At 56.6% G+C, this 21,287-nt stretch carries 24 protein-coding genes; 11 read left to right on the top strand and 13 right to left on the bottom strand.

The window, feature by feature from the left end:
* Positions 1–6 precede the first annotated feature (6 nt).
* Together F6Y09_RS05430 and F6Y09_RS05425 are read right to left on the bottom strand one after the other, a co-directional pair.
* Entirely contained in the window at positions 7–630 is a 624-nt protein-coding gene (locus tag F6Y09_RS05430) for a hypothetical protein (protein ID WP_246180314.1), read from the bottom strand.
* Positions 623–1,363 carry an SURF1 family protein gene (locus F6Y09_RS05425; RefSeq protein WP_152205857.1) on the bottom strand — a complete coding sequence of 247 codons (741 nt, stop codon included), beginning with the start codon at positions 1,361–1,363 and terminating at the stop codon, positions 623–625. Before F6Y09_RS05425 ends, F6Y09_RS05430 begins: the two co-directional genes overlap by 8 nt.
* Before the next feature lie 53 nt (positions 1,364–1,416).
* On the opposite strand from F6Y09_RS05425, the gene F6Y09_RS05420 reads away from it, so the two are divergent.
* Positions 1,417–1,620 carry a twin transmembrane helix small protein gene (locus tag F6Y09_RS05420; RefSeq protein ID WP_152205856.1) on the top strand — a complete coding sequence of 68 codons (204 nt, stop codon included), beginning with the start codon at positions 1,417–1,419 and terminating at the stop codon, positions 1,618–1,620.
* Between the two features lie 10 nt (positions 1,621–1,630).
* Here F6Y09_RS05420 and F6Y09_RS05415 read toward each other — a convergent pair whose 3' ends face one another.
* The 3 genes from F6Y09_RS05415 to coxB form a co-directional block, all read right to left on the bottom strand.
* The gene (locus tag F6Y09_RS05415) at positions 1,631–2,518 is read right to left on the bottom strand and encodes a cytochrome c oxidase subunit 3 (RefSeq protein ID WP_152205855.1); all 888 of its coding nucleotides are present in this window, start codon (positions 2,516–2,518) and stop codon (positions 1,631–1,633) included.
* A 58-nt stretch (positions 2,519–2,576) separates the two neighbouring features.
* Positions 2,577–4,160, bottom strand: coding sequence for a cytochrome c oxidase subunit I (ctaD, locus tag F6Y09_RS05410; protein ID WP_152205854.1), 1,584 nt, complete (start codon positions 4,158–4,160; stop codon positions 2,577–2,579).
* A 105-nt stretch (positions 4,161–4,265) separates the two neighbouring features.
* On the bottom strand, positions 4,266–5,390 hold the full coding sequence (gene coxB / locus F6Y09_RS05405) for a cytochrome c oxidase subunit II (RefSeq protein ID WP_152205853.1): 1,125 nt from the start codon (positions 5,388–5,390) through the stop codon (positions 4,266–4,268).
* A 348-nt stretch (positions 5,391–5,738) separates the two neighbouring features.
* Between coxB and F6Y09_RS05400 the strand changes: the two genes are divergently transcribed.
* The 8 genes from F6Y09_RS05400 to F6Y09_RS05365 all read left to right on the top strand — a co-directional run bounded on the left by F6Y09_RS05400 (position 5,739) and on the right by F6Y09_RS05365 (position 13,076).
* The gene (locus F6Y09_RS05400; protein WP_152205852.1) at positions 5,739–7,079 is read left to right on the top strand and encodes an MATE family efflux transporter; all 1,341 of its coding nucleotides are present in this window, start codon (positions 5,739–5,741) and stop codon (positions 7,077–7,079) included.
* A gap of 161 nt (positions 7,080–7,240) precedes the next feature.
* Positions 7,241–7,888: a hypothetical protein gene (locus F6Y09_RS05395; RefSeq protein ID WP_152205997.1), complete on the top strand. Its 648-nt coding sequence runs from the start codon at positions 7,241–7,243 to the stop codon at positions 7,886–7,888.
* A gap of 107 nt (positions 7,889–7,995) precedes the next feature.
* Positions 7,996–8,670, top strand: a complete 675-nt coding sequence (locus tag F6Y09_RS05390; protein ID WP_152205851.1) for a cupredoxin domain-containing protein — start codon at positions 7,996–7,998, stop codon at positions 8,668–8,670.
* Entirely contained in the window at positions 8,670–11,042 is a 2,373-nt protein-coding gene (locus tag F6Y09_RS05385) for a putative bifunctional diguanylate cyclase/phosphodiesterase (protein WP_152205850.1), read from the top strand. Before F6Y09_RS05390 ends, F6Y09_RS05385 begins: the two co-directional genes overlap by 1 nt.
* Positions 11,042–11,905 carry a DUF3034 family protein gene (locus tag F6Y09_RS05380; protein ID WP_218944113.1) on the top strand — a complete coding sequence of 288 codons (864 nt, stop codon included), beginning with the start codon at positions 11,042–11,044 and terminating at the stop codon, positions 11,903–11,905. The genes F6Y09_RS05385 and F6Y09_RS05380 overlap by 1 nt, the downstream gene beginning before the upstream one ends.
* 17 nt (positions 11,906–11,922) lie before the next feature.
* Entirely contained in the window at positions 11,923–12,363 is a 441-nt protein-coding gene (locus F6Y09_RS05375) for a group I truncated hemoglobin (RefSeq protein ID WP_152205848.1), read from the top strand.
* A 52-nt stretch (positions 12,364–12,415) separates the two neighbouring features.
* On the top strand, positions 12,416–12,802 hold the full coding sequence (locus tag F6Y09_RS05370) for a DoxX family protein (protein WP_152205847.1): 387 nt from the start codon (positions 12,416–12,418) through the stop codon (positions 12,800–12,802).
* A 46-nt stretch (positions 12,803–12,848) separates the two neighbouring features.
* A complete protein-coding gene (locus F6Y09_RS05365) occupies positions 12,849–13,076 on the top strand; it encodes a DUF1653 domain-containing protein (protein WP_152205846.1) in 228 nt (75 codons plus the stop codon).
* 75 nt (positions 13,077–13,151) lie between these two features.
* Here F6Y09_RS05365 and F6Y09_RS05360 read toward each other — a convergent pair whose 3' ends face one another.
* Together F6Y09_RS05360 and prlC are read right to left on the bottom strand one after the other, a co-directional pair.
* Positions 13,152–13,397, bottom strand: a complete 246-nt coding sequence (locus F6Y09_RS05360) for a YheV family putative zinc ribbon protein (RefSeq protein ID WP_152205845.1) — start codon at positions 13,395–13,397, stop codon at positions 13,152–13,154.
* Positions 13,398–13,456: 59 nt separating this feature from the next.
* The gene (gene prlC, locus F6Y09_RS05355) at positions 13,457–15,508 is read right to left on the bottom strand and encodes an oligopeptidase A (RefSeq protein ID WP_152205844.1); all 2,052 of its coding nucleotides are present in this window, start codon (positions 15,506–15,508) and stop codon (positions 13,457–13,459) included.
* Positions 15,509–15,584: 76 nt separating this feature from the next.
* On the opposite strand from prlC, the gene F6Y09_RS05350 reads away from it, so the two are divergent.
* Positions 15,585–16,118: a gamma carbonic anhydrase family protein gene (locus F6Y09_RS05350; protein WP_152205843.1), complete on the top strand. Its 534-nt coding sequence runs from the start codon at positions 15,585–15,587 to the stop codon at positions 16,116–16,118.
* Between the two features lie 210 nt (positions 16,119–16,328).
* On the top strand, positions 16,329–16,784 hold the full coding sequence (locus F6Y09_RS05345) for an Hsp20/alpha crystallin family protein (RefSeq protein ID WP_152205842.1): 456 nt from the start codon (positions 16,329–16,331) through the stop codon (positions 16,782–16,784).
* Positions 16,785–16,813: 29 nt separating this feature from the next.
* Here F6Y09_RS05345 and F6Y09_RS05340 read toward each other — a convergent pair whose 3' ends face one another.
* The 6 genes from F6Y09_RS05340 to tsaC all read right to left on the bottom strand — a co-directional run bounded on the left by F6Y09_RS05340 (position 16,814) and on the right by tsaC (position 21,287).
* A complete protein-coding gene (locus F6Y09_RS05340) occupies positions 16,814–17,119 on the bottom strand; it encodes a PA4642 family protein (protein WP_152205841.1) in 306 nt (101 codons plus the stop codon).
* Positions 17,120–17,232: 113 nt separating this feature from the next.
* Complete coding sequence (locus F6Y09_RS05335; RefSeq protein WP_246180313.1) at positions 17,233–18,063, bottom strand: flagellar motor protein MotB; 831 nt, start codon at positions 18,061–18,063, stop codon at positions 17,233–17,235.
* A 5-nt stretch (positions 18,064–18,068) separates the two neighbouring features.
* Positions 18,069–18,842, bottom strand: coding sequence for a MotA/TolQ/ExbB proton channel family protein (locus F6Y09_RS05330; RefSeq protein WP_152205840.1), 774 nt, complete (start codon positions 18,840–18,842; stop codon positions 18,069–18,071).
* Positions 18,843–18,951: 109 nt separating this feature from the next.
* On the bottom strand, positions 18,952–19,785 hold the full coding sequence (aroE, locus tag F6Y09_RS05325) for a shikimate dehydrogenase (protein WP_152205839.1): 834 nt from the start codon (positions 19,783–19,785) through the stop codon (positions 18,952–18,954).
* Positions 19,775–20,701, bottom strand: a complete 927-nt coding sequence (gene hemF / locus F6Y09_RS05320; RefSeq protein ID WP_152205838.1) for an oxygen-dependent coproporphyrinogen oxidase — start codon at positions 20,699–20,701, stop codon at positions 19,775–19,777. Before hemF ends, aroE begins: the two co-directional genes overlap by 11 nt.
* 10 nt (positions 20,702–20,711) lie before the next feature.
* Complete coding sequence (gene tsaC, locus F6Y09_RS05315; RefSeq protein ID WP_152205837.1) at positions 20,712–21,287, bottom strand: L-threonylcarbamoyladenylate synthase type 1 TsaC; 576 nt, start codon at positions 21,285–21,287, stop codon at positions 20,712–20,714.

Genomic DNA, 21,287 nt, shown 5'->3' with positions numbered 1-21,287 from the left:
GAGGCCTCAGCCAATCTGTGACAATTTCATTAATTGTTTCAGATCCTTGAGCATCTCCTTGCCGGTATGATCTATATTGAATCGCATCATGATATTGCCAAACGGGTCCACCAGCAGGATCTCCGGAGCTCGAGCGGGGTCGACCCCCGCAGGCCAGGCCGGCGCAGAACCGGATTGGCTCTCAAGCTTTTCCATGGTCGCGTATTCGTCATCCCAGCGGGCGGCAAGATCCGACGGGATCTGTTCCAGGTACGCCGCGCGGCTCAGCCTGTCAGCGTTCTTCCCCAGGGCGATATTCACCTGACGCGCCAGATACAGCAGCTCCTCACACTGTACAGTGCACGTCCCAGCAGCCACGAGCATTAACCATTCAGCACCCTCCACCTCCGGACCGAACCGTTTGGTGAGCGGTTCTCCATCGGCTCCGTTAAGTTGCAATTCTTCGACGGCTACCGGCGGCTGGACCAGAATTCCGTGGCTGCTGACCGCGTTCGGGTTCATCCAGCCGGTGTAATACATGAGGGTTGCAAGGGCCATGGGGCCGAAGCCCACAGCAAACAGAAGCAGCGCCATTCTCCGGCCACGTCGGACCTGCTCGGGGGATGTAGGTGCCTTAGTCGGTTCAGCCATGGTGGTCATCAGTTCCTGAATCTGTTTTTCGGTAGCTTGCGATTACGGTTAACACGATCAAGGCGAGAGCCAGTGAAAACCACTGTACTGCGTAGCCGTAATGGGTCTGCGGCCCCATCAGATCGGGCGCCCAATCTGCGGCAAAGCCACCCGGCTGCTGGCGCCCGTCCAATCTTACCAGATGCTCTGCCATTTCCCCGTCGATCTGCCTGGCATCCTCGGGGGACAATGTCTGGATTCGTCGCGGCCATATACTTTCAGGCGAGGAATCGGCCAGAACCGGAGGCTCCGGATAGGGGCTTATTCGGCCTCGTATGGAAACCAGTCCTTCCGGGGTAGTGAAGACCGGCGTTTCACCCCGTTGACGCTCACCGCGGACCCAGCCGCGATTGACAACCACCGGGGCGCCCTGTTCAGGGTAAAAAACACTCAACACCTCGTAACCCGGAACGCCATCCCGGGTCCGGTTGTCCAGAAGCCAGTGAAATTGCTCCGAGTAGCGGCCCACCAGCTCCACCGGCTGGCCACTTTCCAGACCTTTGTCGAGCTGGTTAGACCAGGACAAGGTTTCAGATTGCTGCTGCCACTGTTCAAGTAACGCCTGTTTCTCCGACGCCCGGTCAAGTTGCCAAGCTCCCAAGGCAAGCAACAGCGGAAGGAAGACCCCGGAAAAAATACCGAGGCGCCAGTCAAAATGCCACGTTCGAACGCTTTTTGGTTTCTCGCTGACCATACTCTAGTATAGAGGCCTCAAATACGGATTCCCCCCTCACCGGAGACGGACCCATGCTGAAGGTTTTGATAGTCGTGTTGATGCTGGCGGTGGTCGTCAGCTTGTTCAGCGGCTTGGTTTTTTTGCTCAAGGACGACAGTACCTCCCATCGCCTGGTCAATTCACTCGCGGTGCGCGTAGGACTGAGCCTGTTACTGCTTGTGCTCATTCTGGTCGCTCTATGGCATGGGGACCTTACGCTGAACCCCACGCCATAAAGGAGGTTCGTCAGAGGATATACACGAACACAAACAAGCCGAGCCAGACCACGTCAACGAAGTGCCAGTACCAGCTTGCCGCTTCAAAAGCAAAGTGCTTCTCGGCGGTAAAATGCCCTTTCAGGATTCGAATCAGCATGATGGTAAGCATCAATGTGCCCATTATAACGTGGGCACCGTGGAAACCGGTCAGCAAAAAGAAGGTACTGCCGTAAATACCCGATCTCAGAGTCAAATTCAGTTCTGTATAGGCCTGAACATACTCTTCGGCCTGAAATCCTATGAACACCAGGGCCAGTACAATAGTCGCAATCAGCCATGCCTTTAACTTTTTGCGGTTGCCGTGCTTCAAAGCATGGTGAGCAACAGTCACGGTAAAAGACGAAGTCACCAGGAGAATAGTGTTGATCAGCGGCAGGTGCCAGGGGTTGATAATTTCTTTCGGGGGCGGAAACGCTTCCGGATCAGGATTGTTCAGCAACGGCCACGTCGCCTGAAAACCTTCCCACAGCATGTTGCTGCTGCCCCGATCGCCCTCGCCTCCCAGCCAGGGAATCGCGAACGTGCGGGCGTAAAAGAGGGCACCAAAAAAGGCGGCAAAAAACATCACTTCCGAAAAAATGAACCAGCTCATGCCCCACCGGAAAGACCGGTCCATTTGCGGACTGTAGAGACCGTCACGGCTTTCCTTGATGACGCTGCCAAACCAGCCAAACAGCATATAGACCATGATCAGACTACCAATACTGAAGGTAATCCAGGCACCGGTAGTAGACTCGCCCTGGGAGCCATTAACCATAATCGAAGCCAGGCCATACATCGTGACCCCAAGTCCTACCGTGGCAATAATCGGCCACTTGCTCTGCTCCGGTACATAATAAGTCTGGTGTGTCGTCATGACAGTCTCCGACGGCTTATCCGTTATCGTTTATTGTTGTCTTTCCAACTGCCACGCTCTACTTGATCTCGGGTGGCGTTGAGAACGTGTGGTAAGGCGCTGGTGACGGAATCGTCCACTCAAGCCCTTCCGAACCCTCCCATGGCTTCGCTGGTGCTTTCTCGCCGCCACGAACACACTTGACGACAATGAACAGGAACAGCAACTGCGAAGCGCCAAACATGAAGGCACCGATACTTGAAACCATATTGAAGTCTGCGAACTGCAATGCGTAGTCCGGAATCCGGCGTGGCATGCCAGCCAACCCGAGGAAGTGCATCGGGAAGAAGGCCAGGTTCATGCCCACAAACGACAGCCAGAAATGGGTCTGAGCGAGAGTTTCGTCGTACATGTGACCGGTCCACTTCGGCAGCCAGTAATACGCCGACGCGAAGATTCCGAAGATAGCACCCGGCACCAGCACGTAATGGAAGTGGGCAACCACAAAGTAGGTATCGTGATACTGGAAGTCGGCCGGCGCAATGGCGAGCATGAGACCGGAGAAGCCCCCGATGGTGAACAAAATGACAAAGGCCACAGAAAACAGCATCGGGGCTTCGAAGCTGAGCGAGCCCCGGAACATGGTAGCGACCCAGTTAAACACTTTCACACCGGTTGGCACCGCAATCAGCATGGTGGCATACATGAAGAACAGCTGCCCCGCAATCGGGATACCCACCGTAAACATGTGATGGGCCCATACTACAAACGACAGCAGCGCAATGGCACCCACCGCGTAGACCATTGAGGCATAACCAAACAGTCGCTTGCGGGAGAACGCCGGAATGATCTCTGACACCGCACCAAACGCCGGCAGAATCATGATATAGACCTCGGGATGCCCGAAGAACCAGAACACGTGCTGGAACAGTACCGGATCACCACCACCGGCCGCGTTGAAGAAACTGGTGCCGAAGTTGATGTCCATCAGCATCATGGTGACAACGCCCGCCAATACCGGCATTACCGCTATCAGCAGGAACGCCGTGATCAGCCAGGTCCAGACGAACAGCGGCATTTTCATCAGCGTCATGCCAGGGGCGCGCAAGTTGAGAATCGTCGCGATCACGTTGATTGCACCCATGATGGAGGACACGCCCATGATGTGCACAGCAAAAATAAAGAAGGTCGTACTGGGTGGCCCGTAGGTCGTCGACAACGGCGCGTAGAACGTCCAACCGAAGTTAGGCGCGCCACCTTCCATAAACAGGGTGGAAACCAGAATCAGGAAAGCGCACGGCAGCAACCAGAAGCTCCAGTTGTTCATTCGTGGCAACGCCATATCGGGCGCACCGATCATCAGCGGGATCATCCAGTTCGCCAGGCCCACAAAGGCCGGCATGACTGCACCAAAGACCATGATCAGCCCATGCATGGTGGTCATCTGGTTGAAAAATTCTGGCTCCACGATCTGCAGACCCGGCTGGAAAAGCTCTGCCCGGATGACCATCGCCATCGAGCCGCCCAGCAGGAACATGGCGAAGCTGAAGATCAGGTACATAGACCCGATGTCTTTATGGTTGGTGGTTAACAACCATCTTGAAAAGCCCTTAGCGGGACCGTGATGATGATCCTGGGCGTGGGTATCGATGACCGCACTCATGAAAAACCCCCGTAGCCGCGTGATTTCAGTTGCCGGCGATGTTTATTTTTGTCTGAAGAAAGTGGCGTCTGGTCAGGGCTCAGTCAGCCCTGACTTTCCGTCAGATTACTCCCGATTCTTGTAATCAAATACATCTTTTGGTGTAACCATCTCACCCGTATCGTTACCCCAGGCGTTTCGCTCGAAGGTAATGACAGCTGCCAGGTCAACTTCGCTGAGCTGTTCACCGAACGCCTGCATGGAGGTGCCAGATACGCCGTTAACCACAACATCCAGATGCGCTTCCAGGTCTTCTGTTGCAATCGCACTGCCCTTGAGCGCAGGGAACGCTGGCGGCGCGCCGCTACCATCAGCCTGGTGGCAGGCAGCACAGTTGGAGGCGTAAACACTTTCGCCGCGCTCCATCAGCTCATCCAGATTCCAGTCCTTCTCCGTCAACTCACGCTCACGCTCGGCGTTCGCGACTTGCTCTGCCTTCCATTCGTCGTACTCTTCCTGGGGAACCGCTTTGACGACTACTGGCATAAAACCGTGCAGGCGTCCGCACAACTCGGTGCACTGGCCACGATAAATGCCCGGTTCATCGACCCGGGTCCAGGTTTCGTTGACAAAACCCGGAATCGCATCCTTCTTGACTCCAAACGCCGGTACCCACCAAGAATGGATAACGTCGCTGGCCGTTACCAGGAACCTGATCTTCTTACCAACCGGAATCACCATCGGATTGTCGACTTCAAGCAGGTAATTTTCGCCCTTGTCGAGACGGTTGTAGATCTGATCCTGTGGCGTGGTGGTGTTCGAGAAGAAGCCGAATTCATCATCGATGTAATCGTACTTCCAGCGCCACTGGTACCCCGTAATCTTGATATCGATGTCCGCTTCTGCCGAATCGTACATATCAACAAGGGTGGCGGTGGCGGGAATCGCCATGACAACCAGAATCACAAATGGAATGATCGTCCAGAGCACTTCGACTGAGGTGTGCTCGTGGAAGTGAGCAGCCTTGTAGCCCTTTGACTTGCGGTGGGCAAAAATAGACCAGAACATGACACCGAAGACTGCGATGCCAATGACAACGCAAATCCACAGAATGGTCATGTGCAGATCGTAAATCTCATTACTGGTGCCGGTTACGCCCGGTGCCATGTTTAACGTCCAGTCCGCCATTGCTTGGCCGGATACCAGACTTGCGCCCAAAAGGGCGCCTGCCCGCTTTGCGTGCACACGCATAACGTGTCTCCACAGAGTATTGTTCTTTTGATGACAAAGGTCCGCTATCAGGCTGTCCAGGAATGGCCAGCAAGAATTCAGATCACTTGTCCGTATGTTCTGCGTAATACTGTCTGCTTCTGCTGCAGGAAGTATTGCTTCACGAATTCGGGTTCCGGAGGATGCTCTCCCACACGCCGCCGAATCAAAAACGGAAGTCTTTCCCGGTTAGTAGGCGTGCAGTATAGACGCGGGCGGGGCAAAGTCTCAAAACATTGATTGAAATTTAAGTGTCTTTAAATACTATTATCTATAACCAAAACGAATATATCGACTTTTGGCTAACCCGCAAATGAGCGTTCAATCACCATGATCCGTCGTTTTAACACCCGCGGTCTCCTGCCCCAAACCGATCGTCGGCTTTGGGCACTGGCATGGCCTCTGATGCTGACTAACCTTACTGTCCCGTTGCTTGGGCTGGTAGACACCGCTGTCCTGGGCCACCTTGAAAGTCCGCAATACCTGGGTGCCGTAGCGGTTGCCGCGAACCTGTTCAGTATTCTCTACTGGACTTTCGGCTTCATGCGGATGGGAACCACCGGATTGGCAGCTCAGGCTTTTGGTCGTAGTGATTCTTTTGGCCAGATTGCGCTTTTAGTGCGATCCATCCTGCTTGCGGTTGTCATCGGACTGCTTTTAATCCTGTTTCACCGGCCATTAATCAGCATCGGGCTGCATTTGATGGATCCCAGTGAAGAGGTTGCCCGCCTGGCTGGGGAATACGCCAGCATCCGAATCTGGAGTGCTCCCGCGGTATTGTGTCAGTACACCCTGGTCGGGTGGCTGATCGGCACCCAGTTTCCCCGCGGTCCCATGCTGATGCTGATCATTGCCAACGGGCTGAACATCCTTCTGGACGTAATCTTTGTAACGGTTCTGGGCTGGAACGCCAAAGGGGTCGCATTGGCAACGGTGATCGCAGAATATTCAGCAGCCGGCCTCGGGTTCTGGCTGGTTTTCCGGCGCATGCCGGAGGGCACCAGACTCACTCCGGCGCTGTTCGGCCAATGGTCAGATTACCGCCGTATCCTCAATGTAAATCGCTACATCATGGTCCGCACCGTCACGTTACTGCTGGTACTGGCGTTTTTCACCGCCCAAGGCGCTCAACAAGGCGATGTCATTCTGGCCGCCAACGCCGTGTTGATCACCTTTTTGCTCATCATCTCCAACGGTCTTGATGGCTTTGCCAACGCCGCCGAAGCCTTGGTCGGAGAAGCGATAGGCCAACAAAACCGCAGCCAGTTTCGCGTGGTCTGTCGCATCGCCCTGCGCTGGTCACTCTGGGGCACCGGCCTTTTCACGCTGCTGTTCGTCGTGGCGGGCCACACCCTGATAGGGCTGTTGACCAGTATCGATGAGGTCAACACTGCCGCACGGCTCTATTTGCCCTGGCTCTGGGTGCTGCCCATGGCCGCCGTGTGGGGATTCCTGCTCGATGGCATCTTCATCGGGGCCACCCGAACCCGGGAAATGCAGAACACTATGCTGTTTTCGGCATTCGTTGTTTTTCTGCCGGTGTGGTGGCTGACCACGGCCTGGGGCAACCACGGTCTCTGGTTCGCACTCATCGCTCTGATGTTGGCCCGTGCCGCCAGCATGGGTTGGTTTTTCAAAAAGCACTGGAAGCATGACACCTGGTTCATATAGATTGCGATGCCCAAGCAGCCCTGAAAATCTCAACTACACTGATCAGAAATGGCCTGCATTGCGGCGTAGCCAGCCCGCCGCGGCCTTGTGACTATTGATTGCTTGGGATAGAGGGAGGCGCCTTGCGACCCTATTCAGTACATACATTGGCAATTCCTGACATGACACCAGCGGCGGTATTGAACATTATTGACCAGGCTCGCCGGCAAGAAGCCCGCTCCGGACAATTTCTACGGCATATGCGAGCCCGTGCGGCCAGCTTGCCGGACAGTATTACCGTAGAGGGTTACCAGCCGGCGACATGCCTGTTTCAATTTGCTATCGAGTACATCGAAATGGCGCCCCGTCTGATCGAATGCGTAGATGCGTGCGCCCGAGAGGCAGGAAAGAGTGCCCTGTTTTACCCCTTTATCAAGGCCGCTACCCGTTATTTTACCCAGCCATCGGTGCTGTTGGCTCAATACGAGGGACTGGATGGGCTGCTGATAAAAGCCTATCTCTGTCATCGTTTGATGGAAGAGATGTACGAGAACAACCGGTCCATCCGGAGCAGTCAGCTGGTAGACATCGAGGCCATTCAGGCCAACCTTCTGGCCCACCAACTGATCGGAGAGCCTTTTGCCAACGAGCTGGACCAGTCAATCACGATCACCGTGCTACAAATTGCCAGATCCCCGGACTATTACGAACTGAATCTTGATCCTTTCGTACATCAGGTCAAGCACGCAGCCTGGGACTGGATGAGGGAATACTGGGAAAATCTGCTGATCAGAAACCATATTCACTTTATGCTGGGCCCCAGAAGCTGACACCTTGATTCCTGAACCAAGGTGTCAGGTACGGGCGGCAAGCCAATACGTATTTGCCACCTATTGTTCTTTGAGTAACACCGACCTTTAAATTTTTGGATTTATTGATGTTTAAGCGCGATTTTCTGAGGCAGGTCTCCGTAGGATTGCTGACCTCAGTTGCATTATCGGGACCACTACCGGCGCTGGCCGCCTCGGCGACGCTTACGTTTATCGACTCGTCCGGTACGCCTCTGCCGGGCGTGGTCATCATGATTGAGAACGGTAGCGAACCGGTACCCGAGCCAGCAGAAATGGTGCAGAAACACCGCGCGTTCCAACCCCACACGCTGATTGTCAACCAAGGCTCACCGGTCCATTTTCCCAACCGGGACAATACTCAGCATCATGTGTTTTCCTTCTCTGCCCCCAAACCCCTCAATATCGAGCTGTACGCTGGCCAGCCGGAAGCGCCCATTACCTTCGACACGGCCGGCATTGTCGAGCTGGGGTGTAACATTCACGATCAGATGCAGGGATTTATAGTAGTCGCGGACACTCGCCAGGTCGCACGCACCGGCGCAGACGGGATCAGCCGGTTTGATGTCCAGGCTCTGGATTCCGATGGTGCACTTCATTTCAAGGTCTGGCATCCAGGGCTGAAAGACAACAGCGTGGCTTTGAGCAAGACACTTCAGGGCCCATTGCCCATCCAGCAAACCCTGACTTTGGATGTCATGCCCGAACCGGTAGCCGAGCAGAATGGCCTGAAAGGCTTGCAACGACGCTTTCGTGAGTTGTGATGAACAAACCTTTAACTAAACCCGGTTTTCGTGGCCGCCTGATGTTGGCAATGCTGACGGTGGTAGTTGTCACCAGTGTCAGCATCGCGGGCGTCATGCTGGTGTATCTGTTTGAAGAGGAAAAAACCCGGGCTGCCAGGCAACTGGATGTCGCCGGCGGCATTGCCAAAGAAGTTATCGACCGCCGCAATGAACTGCTGATCTCCAACCTCCGGGTGATTGTTGAGGACTTCGGCTTCAAATCGGCTATTGCCAGCCGTGACACCCCCACCATCACCAGCGCGCTGGCAAATCACACGGCTCGTGCCGGCACCAACCTTGCGATGCTGGCGGACAACCAGGGTGATTTGATCGCCAACCTGCAGGGCCTCGAGAACGGCTCTCAAATGCCTTTCGGCCGGGTGCTTTCGGCCGCCCGGGAGCGCGGCTTTGCCACCGAGATAGTCAGTTGGCGAGATCGCGCCTATCAGGTACTGATCGTCCCGATTCAGGGCCCCGGGCTGCGCGCCTGGCTGGCAGCCGGGTTTCCCCTCGACAATGAATTTGCTGACTTTATCGGTGGCCTGACCGGCACAGATGTGGTTTTCAAACGCCGAGATGGCAACCGGGCAACGATACTTGCCAGCAGCTTGCCCGGCGACGCGATGGAAACAGGCGTGCTCGAACAGTTCGACCTGATGAACGACTCCGATCTGATGGAAAGCCGGCGTTACTTCGTAAAATCCCTGACGCTCAGGGATGCACCAGACTCAACCATCACCGCACTGCTGCTCAGCGACCGTGCAACCGCCCTTGAAACCTATTACCAGCTCGCCTTTGACATGGCCTTGCTGGTCATTGCTGCGCTGGCAATCGCCGGCCTGCTGGTACTGATCACCGCCCGCGCCCTGGGCCGTCCGGTACTGGAGCTGGCCCATTTTGCTGCGGCAATTGGCAATAACCCGGCGGCAGAACCACCCGATCTGAAAACCAGCGGTGAACTCAACACCCTGTGTAATGCACTGACCGAGATGCGCCTCCGGATTCGAGAGCGCGAGCATCGTATCCGGCATCACGCCTTGCACGATGACCTGACCGGCCTGCCAAACAGGAAAGCCGTCGAACAGGTCCTGCTGCAATGGTTTCAGCAACGTCAACCTGGCTACCTGATCGGTTTTTCACTGACCGACTTCAAGGCCCTGAACGACACTTTGGGGTTCGGCATTGGCGACCAGGCCATTCTGGCGACGGGCTTGCGATTGCGGGGGCAGGTGCCGCCCGATTGTCCGTTTGGCCGAACCGGTGGCAATGAATTTATTGCTTTGCTGCAAGGCGAAGACGAAATCCAGTTACGGAAACAGCTGACCCGGCTTCGCAGCCACGCCGAACTCCCGGTGGTTATCCGGGACACCCCGATCAACCTGCAGATTCATATTGCGGTGCTGAGGGTACCGGAGGATGCCAGAACCCTGGATGAAGTTCGCCGTCGACTCGGGCTGACCCTGGAGCGTGCCCGCAAAACAGATAACCGGATCGCCTTCTACGAGCCCGGTGGCGATGAATTGCACTTGCGCGAGCTGCGGCTGATCCGTGATCTGGCCGGCGCACGCCAGAGTGGCGAACTGTTCATGAACTACCAACCCAAGATACGGTTTGAACAGGTCAGGTTCACCCAGGTCGAGGCACTGATACGCTGGAAGCACCCGGAGCTCGGTTTTATCAACCCGGAGGAATTTATCGCTCTGGCGGAACGTTCCGGGCAGATTCATGAGCTCACTCACTTTATCCTGAAACGGATCGCCGCAGATGCACAGCAATGGCACCAGGCGGGCCTCAACATTGGCGTTGCCATAAACCTGTCAGCTCTGGATCTGGCCGATCGAAACCTGCCCGGTGACGTGCTTGCGGTGTTCGACCAGTGGCGAGGCCGAATGGACCAGCTGACCTTTGAGATCACCGAAAGCGTCCTTATGCACGATGCCGACACCGCGATACAAACCCTGGAGAAACTGAAAGCTTTGGGAGTGAAACTGTCCGTCGATGATTTCGGTACCGGTTACTCATCCTTGACCCAGCTGCGCCAGCTCCCGGTACACGAACTTAAAATCGACAAATCCTTTGTGCTGAATCTGGACACCCAACCTCAGGATCAACTGATCGTGAAGTCAACGATTGATATGGCCCATGGCCTGGGCCTGAGCGTAGTCGCCGAAGGCATAGAAAACTCCGAAAGCTGGCATTTGTTGCAGTCCTGGGGTTGCGACCTGGCTCAGGGCTTCTTCCTCGGGCGACCCATGGACGCCGATGCAATTGCGCAATGGGCGGACGAGTTTACCGCACGGGTCGCGGACCTTCGGCCTGCTCTCAACCCTTTGCCAGAGCTGTATAAATGATGCGGCTGATCCGAACCTCTTGTACCACTCTTGTGTTAGCCGCCCTGGTGATTCCTATGGCAAGTGCCGACCCTGGCAGCCGAATCTGGGCCACTGGCGGTGTCACTACCATTGAAGGCAGCGCCGGCGGTGGGCTGGTGCCCTGGGCGATGCTCAGCGGTTATGCCAGTGACCGGGAGTGGGGCGGCACCCTGGCGCTGACGCGGGCAGAACTCGATGACTTCACGGTCAGCTTCACCGGGGTTACGTTGAACTGGCGTAATCGGCTGGAAGTCAGTGTGGGTCGCCAGACCCTGGATCTGGACACCCTGGGTGCCGCCTTGGGTGAGGACGAACTGAGCCAGGACATCTTCGGCGTAAAAACCAGGCTTTGGGGTGACGTGCTTTACCATCGTTACGGCCAGTGGTCTGCCGGGCTCCAGCATAAGCGCAACCGGACGTTTACCATTCCGGATGCGGTCGGCGCCCGGGATGACTCCGGTACCGACGTGTACCTCTCGGGCAGCAAGTTGTTTTTTGCGGCTGTACTGGATCGCAACCTGCTGGCTAACATCACCGTTCGTGGCACGAAGGCCAACCAGGGGGGGCTGCTTGGTTTTGGCGGTGATCAGGATGATGGCTATGAAGCCCAGTTCGAATCCAGTCTGGGGGTATTCATCGACCGGCGCTGGCTGGCCGGCGTGGAGTACCGGCAAAAACCGGATAATCTGGGCTTTGCCAGGGAAGACGACTGGTGGGATCTTTTCATAGCCTGGGTCCCGGATCGCAGCCTCGCAGTGACCGCGGCCTGGGTAAATCTCGGTGATATTGCCGGGTTGGAGAATCAGCAGGGTGCGTACCTGTCGTTGCAGGGGAGCTTTTGATGACACCGGAGCGCTTTATGAACGCCATTCGCTTTACCCTGTTGCTGCTGGTGCTCGGAGGTTTGACTGCGTGTCAGCACCCACACACACCGGATCATCGGGACGCAGACCTGTACCAGGCCCTGGGTGAACGGGCAGGGATTGAGACCATGGTGGAAAATCTGCTCTATCTGATCGTGGAAGACGAGCGCATTGCCTTTCAGTTCAAGGGTATTGATGTGGCGCATTTTCACCGGCAGCTGTCCGACCAGATCTGCGAACTGAGCGGCGGACCCTGCCTGTATACCGGGCGGAAGATGCGGGAATCCCACTCCGCCATGGCCATTACCGAAACTCAGTTCAACGCGCTGACAGAGAACCTGATACTCGCCATGGAACAGAACCGCATCCCCACTGGCGCCCAGAACCGGCTACTTGCTCTGCTGGCACCTTTACATCAGGATATTCGCGGGCTCTAATAACGCCTGTTCAAACGGTAAGTCCGCACAGACCCCTCAGGAATGCTGTCCCATGCTTGAAAATGCCGATTTCGGAAAACTGATCATTCGTCTGACCCTTGGTGGCCTTATGCTGTTTCATGGCGTTGCCAAGCTGTTCAACGGCATCAGCGGCATTGAGGGCATGCTGGCCGGTCATGGCATCCCGACCATTTTTGCCTACGGCGTCTTTATTGGTGAATTGATAGCACCGTTGATGGTCATCCTTGGCTATCAGACCCGTATCGGTGCATTGTTAATTGTGTTCAACATGCTGGTGGCAATTGCCCTGGCCCATGGCAACGAGCTGTTAGCATTGGGGCGCTCCGGTGGCTGGGCACTGGAGCTACAGGGCTTCTTTCTGTTTACCGCACTGGCGGTTATTTTCCTCGGCCCAGGCCGTTACAAGCTTAAAAACTGAGGCTCTTCTTATTCTGGGCAAACGCTAATCTGAAAGGGGAGAAGAGATGACCACAACCATTAAACCCGGACGCTATCAACACTATAAGGGACAAAACTACGAAGTTCTCGGTGTTGCACGCCACAGCGAAACCGAAGAACAGATGGTGGTCTATCGCTGCCTGTACGGAGATTTCAGCCTGTGGGTCCGCCCCCTCACCATGTTTACCGAGACCGTCGAGGTTGCAGGGGAGCAGGTGCCGCGCTTTGTCTGGCTGGATGATCAGAGCCTGTAATAGGACCCGGCGCTACCGATGCTGTCGGTAGGAATCCACCGGCTAGCGTGGGACCGGGTCTGACCCGGATTGGCCCTAATCGTCATTTGCCCCGGCCTTGAAAAACACCACCTGTTTGACGGTGTGGTCGTCTACGTTTTTACGCTTGTTAACCCGGGTCTGAAGCTCCGCAGTCTCTTCCAGATCTGCCTGCTGGTCGGAAAAACCGCAAGCGACGCACTCCCGGACCTGGCCTTCCTCCGTGGTGAACATCATGATCTTGTCCATCTCTGCGCAACGGGGACAGATTGCGCCGGCAATAAAGCGTTTGGGACTGGCCATACTCAATCTCCATAAAAAGTGGTGAGCACCGTGACATTCGGCGCTCACACCGCGCCGGTTCAGGCTGCGGCCGGCTGCTGGGTAATACCGGTCTGGCGCAATAGCGCATCGACTTCCGGCTCCCGGCCCCGGAAAGCCTTGAACAGCTCCATCGGCTCCCGGGAGCCGCCTTTCTCCAGGATGTTTTCCAGAAACGCCCGGCCAGTGTCGGGATCAAAGATGCCCCGCTCTTCGAACAACGAGAACGCATCCGCGGCCAGCACTTCGGCCCACTTGTAACTGTAATAGCCAGCCGCATAACCGCCGGAGAAGATATGCGAGAAACTGTTGGGAAAGCGGTTAAATTCGGGCGACTGCACCACGGCAATGCCCTCCCGAACCTTGCGGTGCATCTCCAGTGGGATGGTCGGTGCGGTGTCGGTGTACTCCGCGTGTAAGCGGAAATCAAACAGCGAGAATTCCAGTTGCCTGACCATCTGCATACCGGCCTGGAAATTCCTAGCCGCCAGCAACTTTTCCAGCAGGTCCCGGGGAAGGGGCTCGCCGGTTTCATGATGGCTTGCTATCAGGTTCAGTGATTCCGGATTCCAGCACCAGTTTTCGAGGAACTGGCTGGGCAATTCGACCGCATCCCAGGCCACACCGTTGATACCGGAAACATCCGCTACGTCCACTTGGGTCAGCATGTGGTGCAAGCCGTGACCGAATTCATGAAACAGCGTGGTGACCTCGTCGTGGGTCAGCAGCGAAGGCTTGTCCCCAATGGGCGCTGTGAAGTTGCAGGTCAGGAAGGCGACCGGCAATTGCAGATGGCCGCTGAGGTTACGCCAGCGCACACTGCAATCCGCCATCCAGGCACCGCCCCGTTTGCCCTGACGGGCGAACAGATCGAGATAAAACCAGGCGACCGGCTCACCGTCCCGGCTGATGCAGTAGGCTGTGGCATCCGGATGCCAGGTTTGCACCTCCGGTTTGGCCTCGATCTGAATATTGAACAGTTTTTCGGCCACCGCAAACAGGCCGGGAACGACCCTGTCTGCCGGGAACCAGGGGCGCAAAGCTTCTGGCGAAACATCATAACGCTGTTGGCGTAACTTCTCGCTGTAATAGCCGATATCCCAGGCTTCAAGCTCCTCGACGCCATGGCTCTGGCGGGCGAATGCCTTGAGGTCAGCGATGTCCTGTTCCGCTACCGGCCTGGATTTCTCCGCCAGGGTATGCAAAAAGCCCAGCACTTCGTCCACGCTTCGAGCCATCTTGGTGGCAAGGGAGCGTTCAGCGTAGTTATCGAAACCCAGTAACTGCGCCAGGGCATGCCGGCGTTTGAGGATCTCAGCCATAACCTGGGTGTTATCCCAGGTCCCGGCGTCCGGGCCCAGGTCGGAAGCGCGGGTGACAAAGGCTTCATAGACTTCCCGGCGCAATTCACGGTTATCCGCATACGTCATGACCGGGTAAAAACTGGGGAAATCCAGTGTTATCAGATAACCGTCCAGATCCCGGGACTTCGCCGTCTGCTGGGCGCCTTCAAGCGCGGACTCCGGCACACCGGCCAGTTCGTTAACGTCGGTAATCAGCTTTGACCAGTTCTGGGTGGCGTCCAGTACGTTATCGCTGAACGTGTTGGAGAGCTCCGCCAACTCCCGTTTGAGGTCCGCGTAGCGGGTTTTCTTGTCCGCCGGCAAATCGACACCACCGAGGTGGAAGTCTCGCAGGGTGTTGTTAATGGCTTTTTGCTGGGCTTCACTGAGCTGGCTGAAATCCTCCCTGGCGGCGAGTTTTTTATAACTCTCGCAAAGTTCGGTGTTCTGGCTCAACTCAGTACCATACTCGGTCAGTTTCTCCAGACAGCGTTTGTAGATCTTGCGCAAGTCATCGTTGTTCATCACGCCGTTGAGGTGTGAAATCACCGCCCAGGCTTTGTTAAGGCGATCTTCCAGGCCCTGCATCGGCAACGCAAGCGTCTCCCAGGTGGGTTCAGGCTGCGTCGCCAGATTCTGGATCTGCATACGGTTATCGCTCAGAATCTGATCGATCGCCACCTCCATGTGCTCAGTCCGAATGTGGTCGAAGCGCGGTAGAATCTCGTCGTTCAGTAGCGGATTGTTCATAAATGCCCTTCTCAGCGTTCGGGTTGTCCGGTAATTTAGGAATTAGACCCTGAATAAATCAATAAGAGTATATGTAATGACGACTATCCGATCTCACAAGGGTAACACGCCAAGTTTCGGCGCCCGCACCTGGGTTGATCCCAGCGCCGTGGTAATTGGTGACGTCATCCTGGGCGACGACTGCTCAGTATGGCCAATGACTGTGGTCCGTGGCGACATGCACCGGATCCGGATCGGCCAGCGTTGCAGTATCCAGGATGGCTCGGTTCTGCACATCACCCACGCCAGCGATTTTAACCCGGGTGGCTGGCCACTGACCCTGGGTGACGACGTCACCGTTGGTCACAAGGCCCTGCTTCACGGTTGTACGATAGGAAGTCGCGTATTGGTTGGCATGGGTTGCATAATTATGGACGGCGCCGTGGTCGAAGACGAAGTGATCGTAGCCGCCGGCTGCCTGGTGCCGCCCGGCAAAACTCTGGCATCAGGGCATCTGTATGTGGGCAGCCCCTGCAAAAAGGCACGGGCTCTGACCGAGCAGGAGCGTCGTTTTTTCACTTACACGGCAGCAAATTATGTCCGCCTCAAGGACGACTACCTCAACGACTGATGCGTTTCGTCAGGGCTGACAGGGATCATGAAAGCTGACGGGTAGCGTGGAAATTTTTTGTTTCCAGTACTTGAAATTTAATGTCCCGCTCCTATTTCCCGAAATAGGCAGAGTTCACGGATACCCCGTCAGTTGGCGCCACTGGGGTGGGCTGTTTCGCGAGCGAAGCTGACATCACCGTGATTTCAGATTCGTAGGAGGAACTAATTCATGACCAGAATCACCCGTTGGAATCCGATCAGTGAGTTCGAGGATCTGCTCGATCGTTACAACCGCCAGTTTGGTCTGACCCGCACCAACGACGATCAGGAAGGAAAGGATCTGATGCGTCGCAGTGACTGGGCACCGGCAGTCGACATCAAGGAAACGCCGGAGGCTTTTCTGATTGAAGCCGAACTACCGGGTCTGAACAAAGACGATGTAAAAGTGACCGTGCAAGACGGCGTCCTGAGCATTCAGGGCGAGCGCCACAAAGTGGAAGAAACATCCGATGAGAAACAACACCGGGTAGAACGTTTTTACGGCAGTTTTCTGCGTCGCTTCACATTGCCGGACAACGTTGAGGAGTCCAGCGTCCAGGCTCGCTTTAGCGATGGGGTATTATCACTCACTCTGAAGAAAGTGGAGCCGGCCCAGCCTCGTGCCATTGAAGTCGAGGTTCAATAACCCGTTAGCCGCCGCCGGGCCGGGGAGCATTACTTCCCGGTCTGCGCACCGGCCGCTTTGAGTGCCCTGGCGTACTCGGCACTGCGGCGATGCTCCAAGATGTGATCCAGAATGGTCTGGCCATTTTCGCTCAATGCATTCAGATCACGGCCGGCCTCGGTGAAAAAGCCGACGAAGCGCTCGAAGTCCTCGGCGCGCATCGCTTGATAGGCCTTGAACAGCACGTGGAAATCCGGGTTGACGCGGGCATCGTACGGACTCAGGAACAGGAAGCTTTTAACCCGCTCATCACTCCACTCTTCATCGAGTACTTTTGGTTTTTCCGGTCCACTCATGGCGTTACTCTCATCCCGCATGTCATTCAGAGGGGCGACAGTATACCGGCCTGAAGCCGGTTTGTTTATACGTATTCCCTATTGAAACCTTACCCGATGACATAAGCGCAGCCCTAAGGCAGGATCTCAACCGGTAATTTGCTGGACGGTATGCTGTCCTGGCAGGCCGGGTCCCGGATGGCGATTTCAACCCGACGGTTCCTGGCCCGATTTTCCGGGCTGTCGTTCGGCACCAGAGGGTTGGTTTCCGCGCGGCCGGCTGCGGTTACCCGTTGCGCTGGCAAAGCCCGGTTCATCACCAGCTCATGTACGACAGAGACCGCGCGGGCGGCGGCCAAGTCCCAATTAGACCGGTAGCGGTTGCTGACTATGGGCCGGTCATCGGTGTAACCAGCCACCAGCACATCTCCGGTGCAGCTCGCGAGCACCTCCACAACGCGTTCGATGATCGGCACCATGCCCGGCTTGAGGGCCGCCTGACCCGACCGGAAGGTGGCGTCCTCGGCAAAACGGATGACGACCTTGCGGGTATCGTAATTCACGCTCAGTGCCTGAGCTGCAACTTCCGGCTCGAGTTCCGTAATCAATCGCGATGCCAGATCGACAATCCCGTCCGGCACCTCGGTAATCGCGGGGTCATCCGAACGCTCGTCGATAAATTGGGGTTCATCCGCCAGTGAGTTATCGGGACGGGGCAATGAGACGGCATCGCTTTCGATCAGCGTCAGCGGCGAGCCGCCCACCGAGTCTGCCAAGACATTGCCACTGCCAAAAGCCGATGCCATAGAATTGGCCATTGCCCGATATTTTTCGACGTCCATTTCAGCAAACGACAACAGCAGGATGAAGAAGGTCAGCATCAAGGTGGCCAGATCCGCAAACGTGACAAGCCAGGCGGGTGTTCCAGCCCGTACCTTTGGGCGGTGTCGTGGCCGCACCGCCACGAACTTCAGGCCTCCGGCTGCCGGGCCAGCGCGGCCCTCTGATCCGGGTTAATGAACGCCGACAACAGCTCGGTCATTACCCGTGGGTTCTGGCCTTGCATGATGTTCTGGATACTGGTCGCGACCAGTAACCGGTTGCGCTGCTCATCTTCGGCCTTGAGTTGCAGCTTGTCTGCCAGAGGCAGGGCAATGAGCTGGGCAATAAATGCCCCGTACAATGTGGTCAGCAGCGCAATCGCCATAGCCGGACCGATAGCGGCGGGATTATCAAGGGTGTTCAGCATCTGCACCAACCCCACCAGAGTGCCCAGCATACCGATAGCGGGCGCCGACTCCCCGATACCCCGGAACACCCGCTCAGCCACATCATAGCGCTCCATGGTTTGCTGGATATCCTGTGACAGGACTTCATCAATCAGTTCGGGTGGGTGGCCGTCAACGCACAGGTTGATGGCCTTGCGCAGGAACTCGTTTCCGGTCTCATGACTTTCCAACCCCAGAATACCCTCTTTTCTGACCAGCCGGGCGAGCTGACTGACTTCCTGAATCAGCGTAGCCGGCCGCTCCATCCGGTCAGTAAACGCGGTCGTGAGCGCGAGCCGAAAAGCGCCCATGACCGTTGGCAGTCGGAATTTGATCAATGTGACCGCAAAGGTGCCACCAATGACAATGGCCAACCCCGGCAGGTTCAGAAACGTCAACAGCGATGCGTTCGCCAGCATGGCCAGCACCACAATAACAATGCCCGCCAGCAGTCCGACGAGGGTCAGAATATCCATGAATAACCCTTTTGTGTACAGCTCACCTCATCATTTACAGCCGGGCTGTTCATACGACGGACGGCGTCTGTAACGCCTGTATCGCTCCAGAATAGCCTATCGTCGGTGCTCAGCCCACTCTGTCTCGCAGGGCTGCAATAACCGGAGCGGTATCGGGCTGAACACCACGCCATACGGCAAAGGCTGCTGCGGCCTGTTCAATCAGCATACCGAGACCGTCAATAGCAGCCCTGGCACCGTTATCCAGAGCCCAACGGTTGAACGTTGTGGTATCCGGGCCGTACATCATGTCGTAAACCACCGTAGACGGGCCGATGATCGCCGGCGACAGGGGCGGCAATTCCCCCTGCAGGCTGGCACTGGTGCCGTTGATCACCAGGTCAAAAACCTCGGTGGGCTGCTCAAAGCCACCACCGCGCAACTGTGTGGCCCCGACCTCATCGGCAAACAGGTCGGCGAGCACCCGGGCCTTGGCCGGTGTTCTGTTGGCAATCACCAGAGCCCGGGGCTGTTCCGCCAGCAGCGGACCCATAACACCGCGGACCGCGCCACCGGCACCCAGGATCAGTATCCGCTGGTTCGCCAGCGCGACACCATGATTCTTCACCAAATCCGCCACCAAACCTGCACCGTCGGTGTTATCGGCAGTGAGATGACCGTCTCCGTCAATAAACAGGGTGTTCGCGGCACCCGCCTTTTCCGCCCGCCAGGTACGCTTGCTGGCCATAGCCCAGGCCTGCTCTTTAAACGGCACTGTTATGTTGAGTCCACAGCCGCCACGGTCAAAAAAACCGGTCACGGTATCCGCAAACCCGTCCAATGGCGCCTGGATTGCGGTGTACTCCACCGGCTCACCGGTCTGGGCTGCGAACAGGCTGTGGATACGGGGTGATTTGCTATGGCTGATGGGGTTGCCCACGACAGCGTAAAGATCATTCTTCATGCTCATTCTCCAGCCAAAGCCGACCGGTCAGGAAATGCTCGGTCAGCCGCGCTTCCTCAGTGCCCGGTTCCGGTCTGCGGTTATAGTCCCAGCGCACCAGTGGCGGCAACGACATCAGGATGGACTCTGTGCGGCCACCGGATTGTAAGCCAAACAGGGTACCCCGGTCGTAGACCAGATTGAACTCTACGTACCGGCCCCGGCGGTAAAGCTGAAAATCCCGCTCCCGGTCGCCGAACAGGGTATCTTTACGACGCTGGACAATCGGCTCGTAGGCTTCGATATAGCTGTCACCCACCGCGCGCATCAGGGCGAAATCTGCCTCGAAGTCGCCACTGTTGTGATCATCAAAGAACAATCCGCCAATCCCTCGGGGTTCGTCCCGGTGCCGGAGGTAAAAATACTCGTCACACCAGCGTTTGTAGTTTCTGTAAACCTCACTGCCAAAGGGTTCACAGGCCTCTCTGGCAACCGAATGCCAGTGCACGCAATCTTCATCGAAGCCGTAGAAAGGGGTCAGATCATAGCCGCCGCCGAACCACCATACCGGCTCACTGTCGGGCGGTGTCGCAATAAAGAAACGGACGTTGGCATGGGAGGTGGGCACGTAGGGATTATTCGGGTGCATAACGAGTGACACCCCCATGGCCTGCCAGGGCGCACCGGCGAGCTGTGGCCGGTGCGCTGTTGCTGACGGCGGCATGGTGGCGCCCATAACGTGGGAAAAGTTAACCCCGCCCTTTTCAAATACCGCACCCTCGCTGATCACCCGGCTGATGCCACCGCCCCCTTCCGGGCGGGTCCAGGACTCCTCCTTGAACGTGTTCTTTTGATCTACCGCCGTAAGACGACTGCAAATAGCATCCTGAAGGGTCAGTAAGTACTGACGAACTGCTTCGGTTTCGGGTAATGCCATGGTGGTTCTCCTAACGAAGCCAGCGACCAGTCGCAATATCCAGAATCTGGCTGGGCTTTTTCTGGCCACCCAGTCGACCGGGTACCACCTTATCAAGCTGATGGCCAAAATAACGGTGTACCTGCCAAACCTGACGGGCGGGCTGCCGCCCGGTGGGGTTACAGGAAGTGGATACCAGCGGTCCGCCGGCAGTCTCGCACAGTTGTTGCACCAGCGGATGGTCGCTTATCCGGACCGCTACCGAGCGGTGATTACCCCGCACATTTGCCGGTATCTGGTGATGGATATCGGGCAACAGACAGGTCACCGGGCCGGGCCAGCACTCCAGGGCACGGTGCCTCAGACTGTCTTTGAGCGGGGCCAACAAAAATTCGATTTGTGCGACAGAGGCGGCCACCAGTATCAGGCCCTTATGGGCTGGCCGGTCTTTAAGCTCCAGTAGCCGGTCGACCGCATCCGCATTCCACGGATCACAACCCAGGCCCCACACGGCTTCGGTCGGATAGGCGATCACCCCTCCGGCCAAGAGGATAAGGCGGGTTTGCTGCAGATGCCACTGGGAGATCGTCGGGTGTTTGTCAGTCAT

Source organism: Marinobacter changyiensis (assembly GCF_009193265.1).
In the GTDB taxonomy this organism is placed as follows: Bacteria; Pseudomonadota; Gammaproteobacteria; order Pseudomonadales; family Oleiphilaceae; genus Marinobacter; species Marinobacter changyiensis.
Note: the sequence above shows the minus strand (reverse complement) of the source record. Positions and strands in the feature narration are given on the sequence as shown.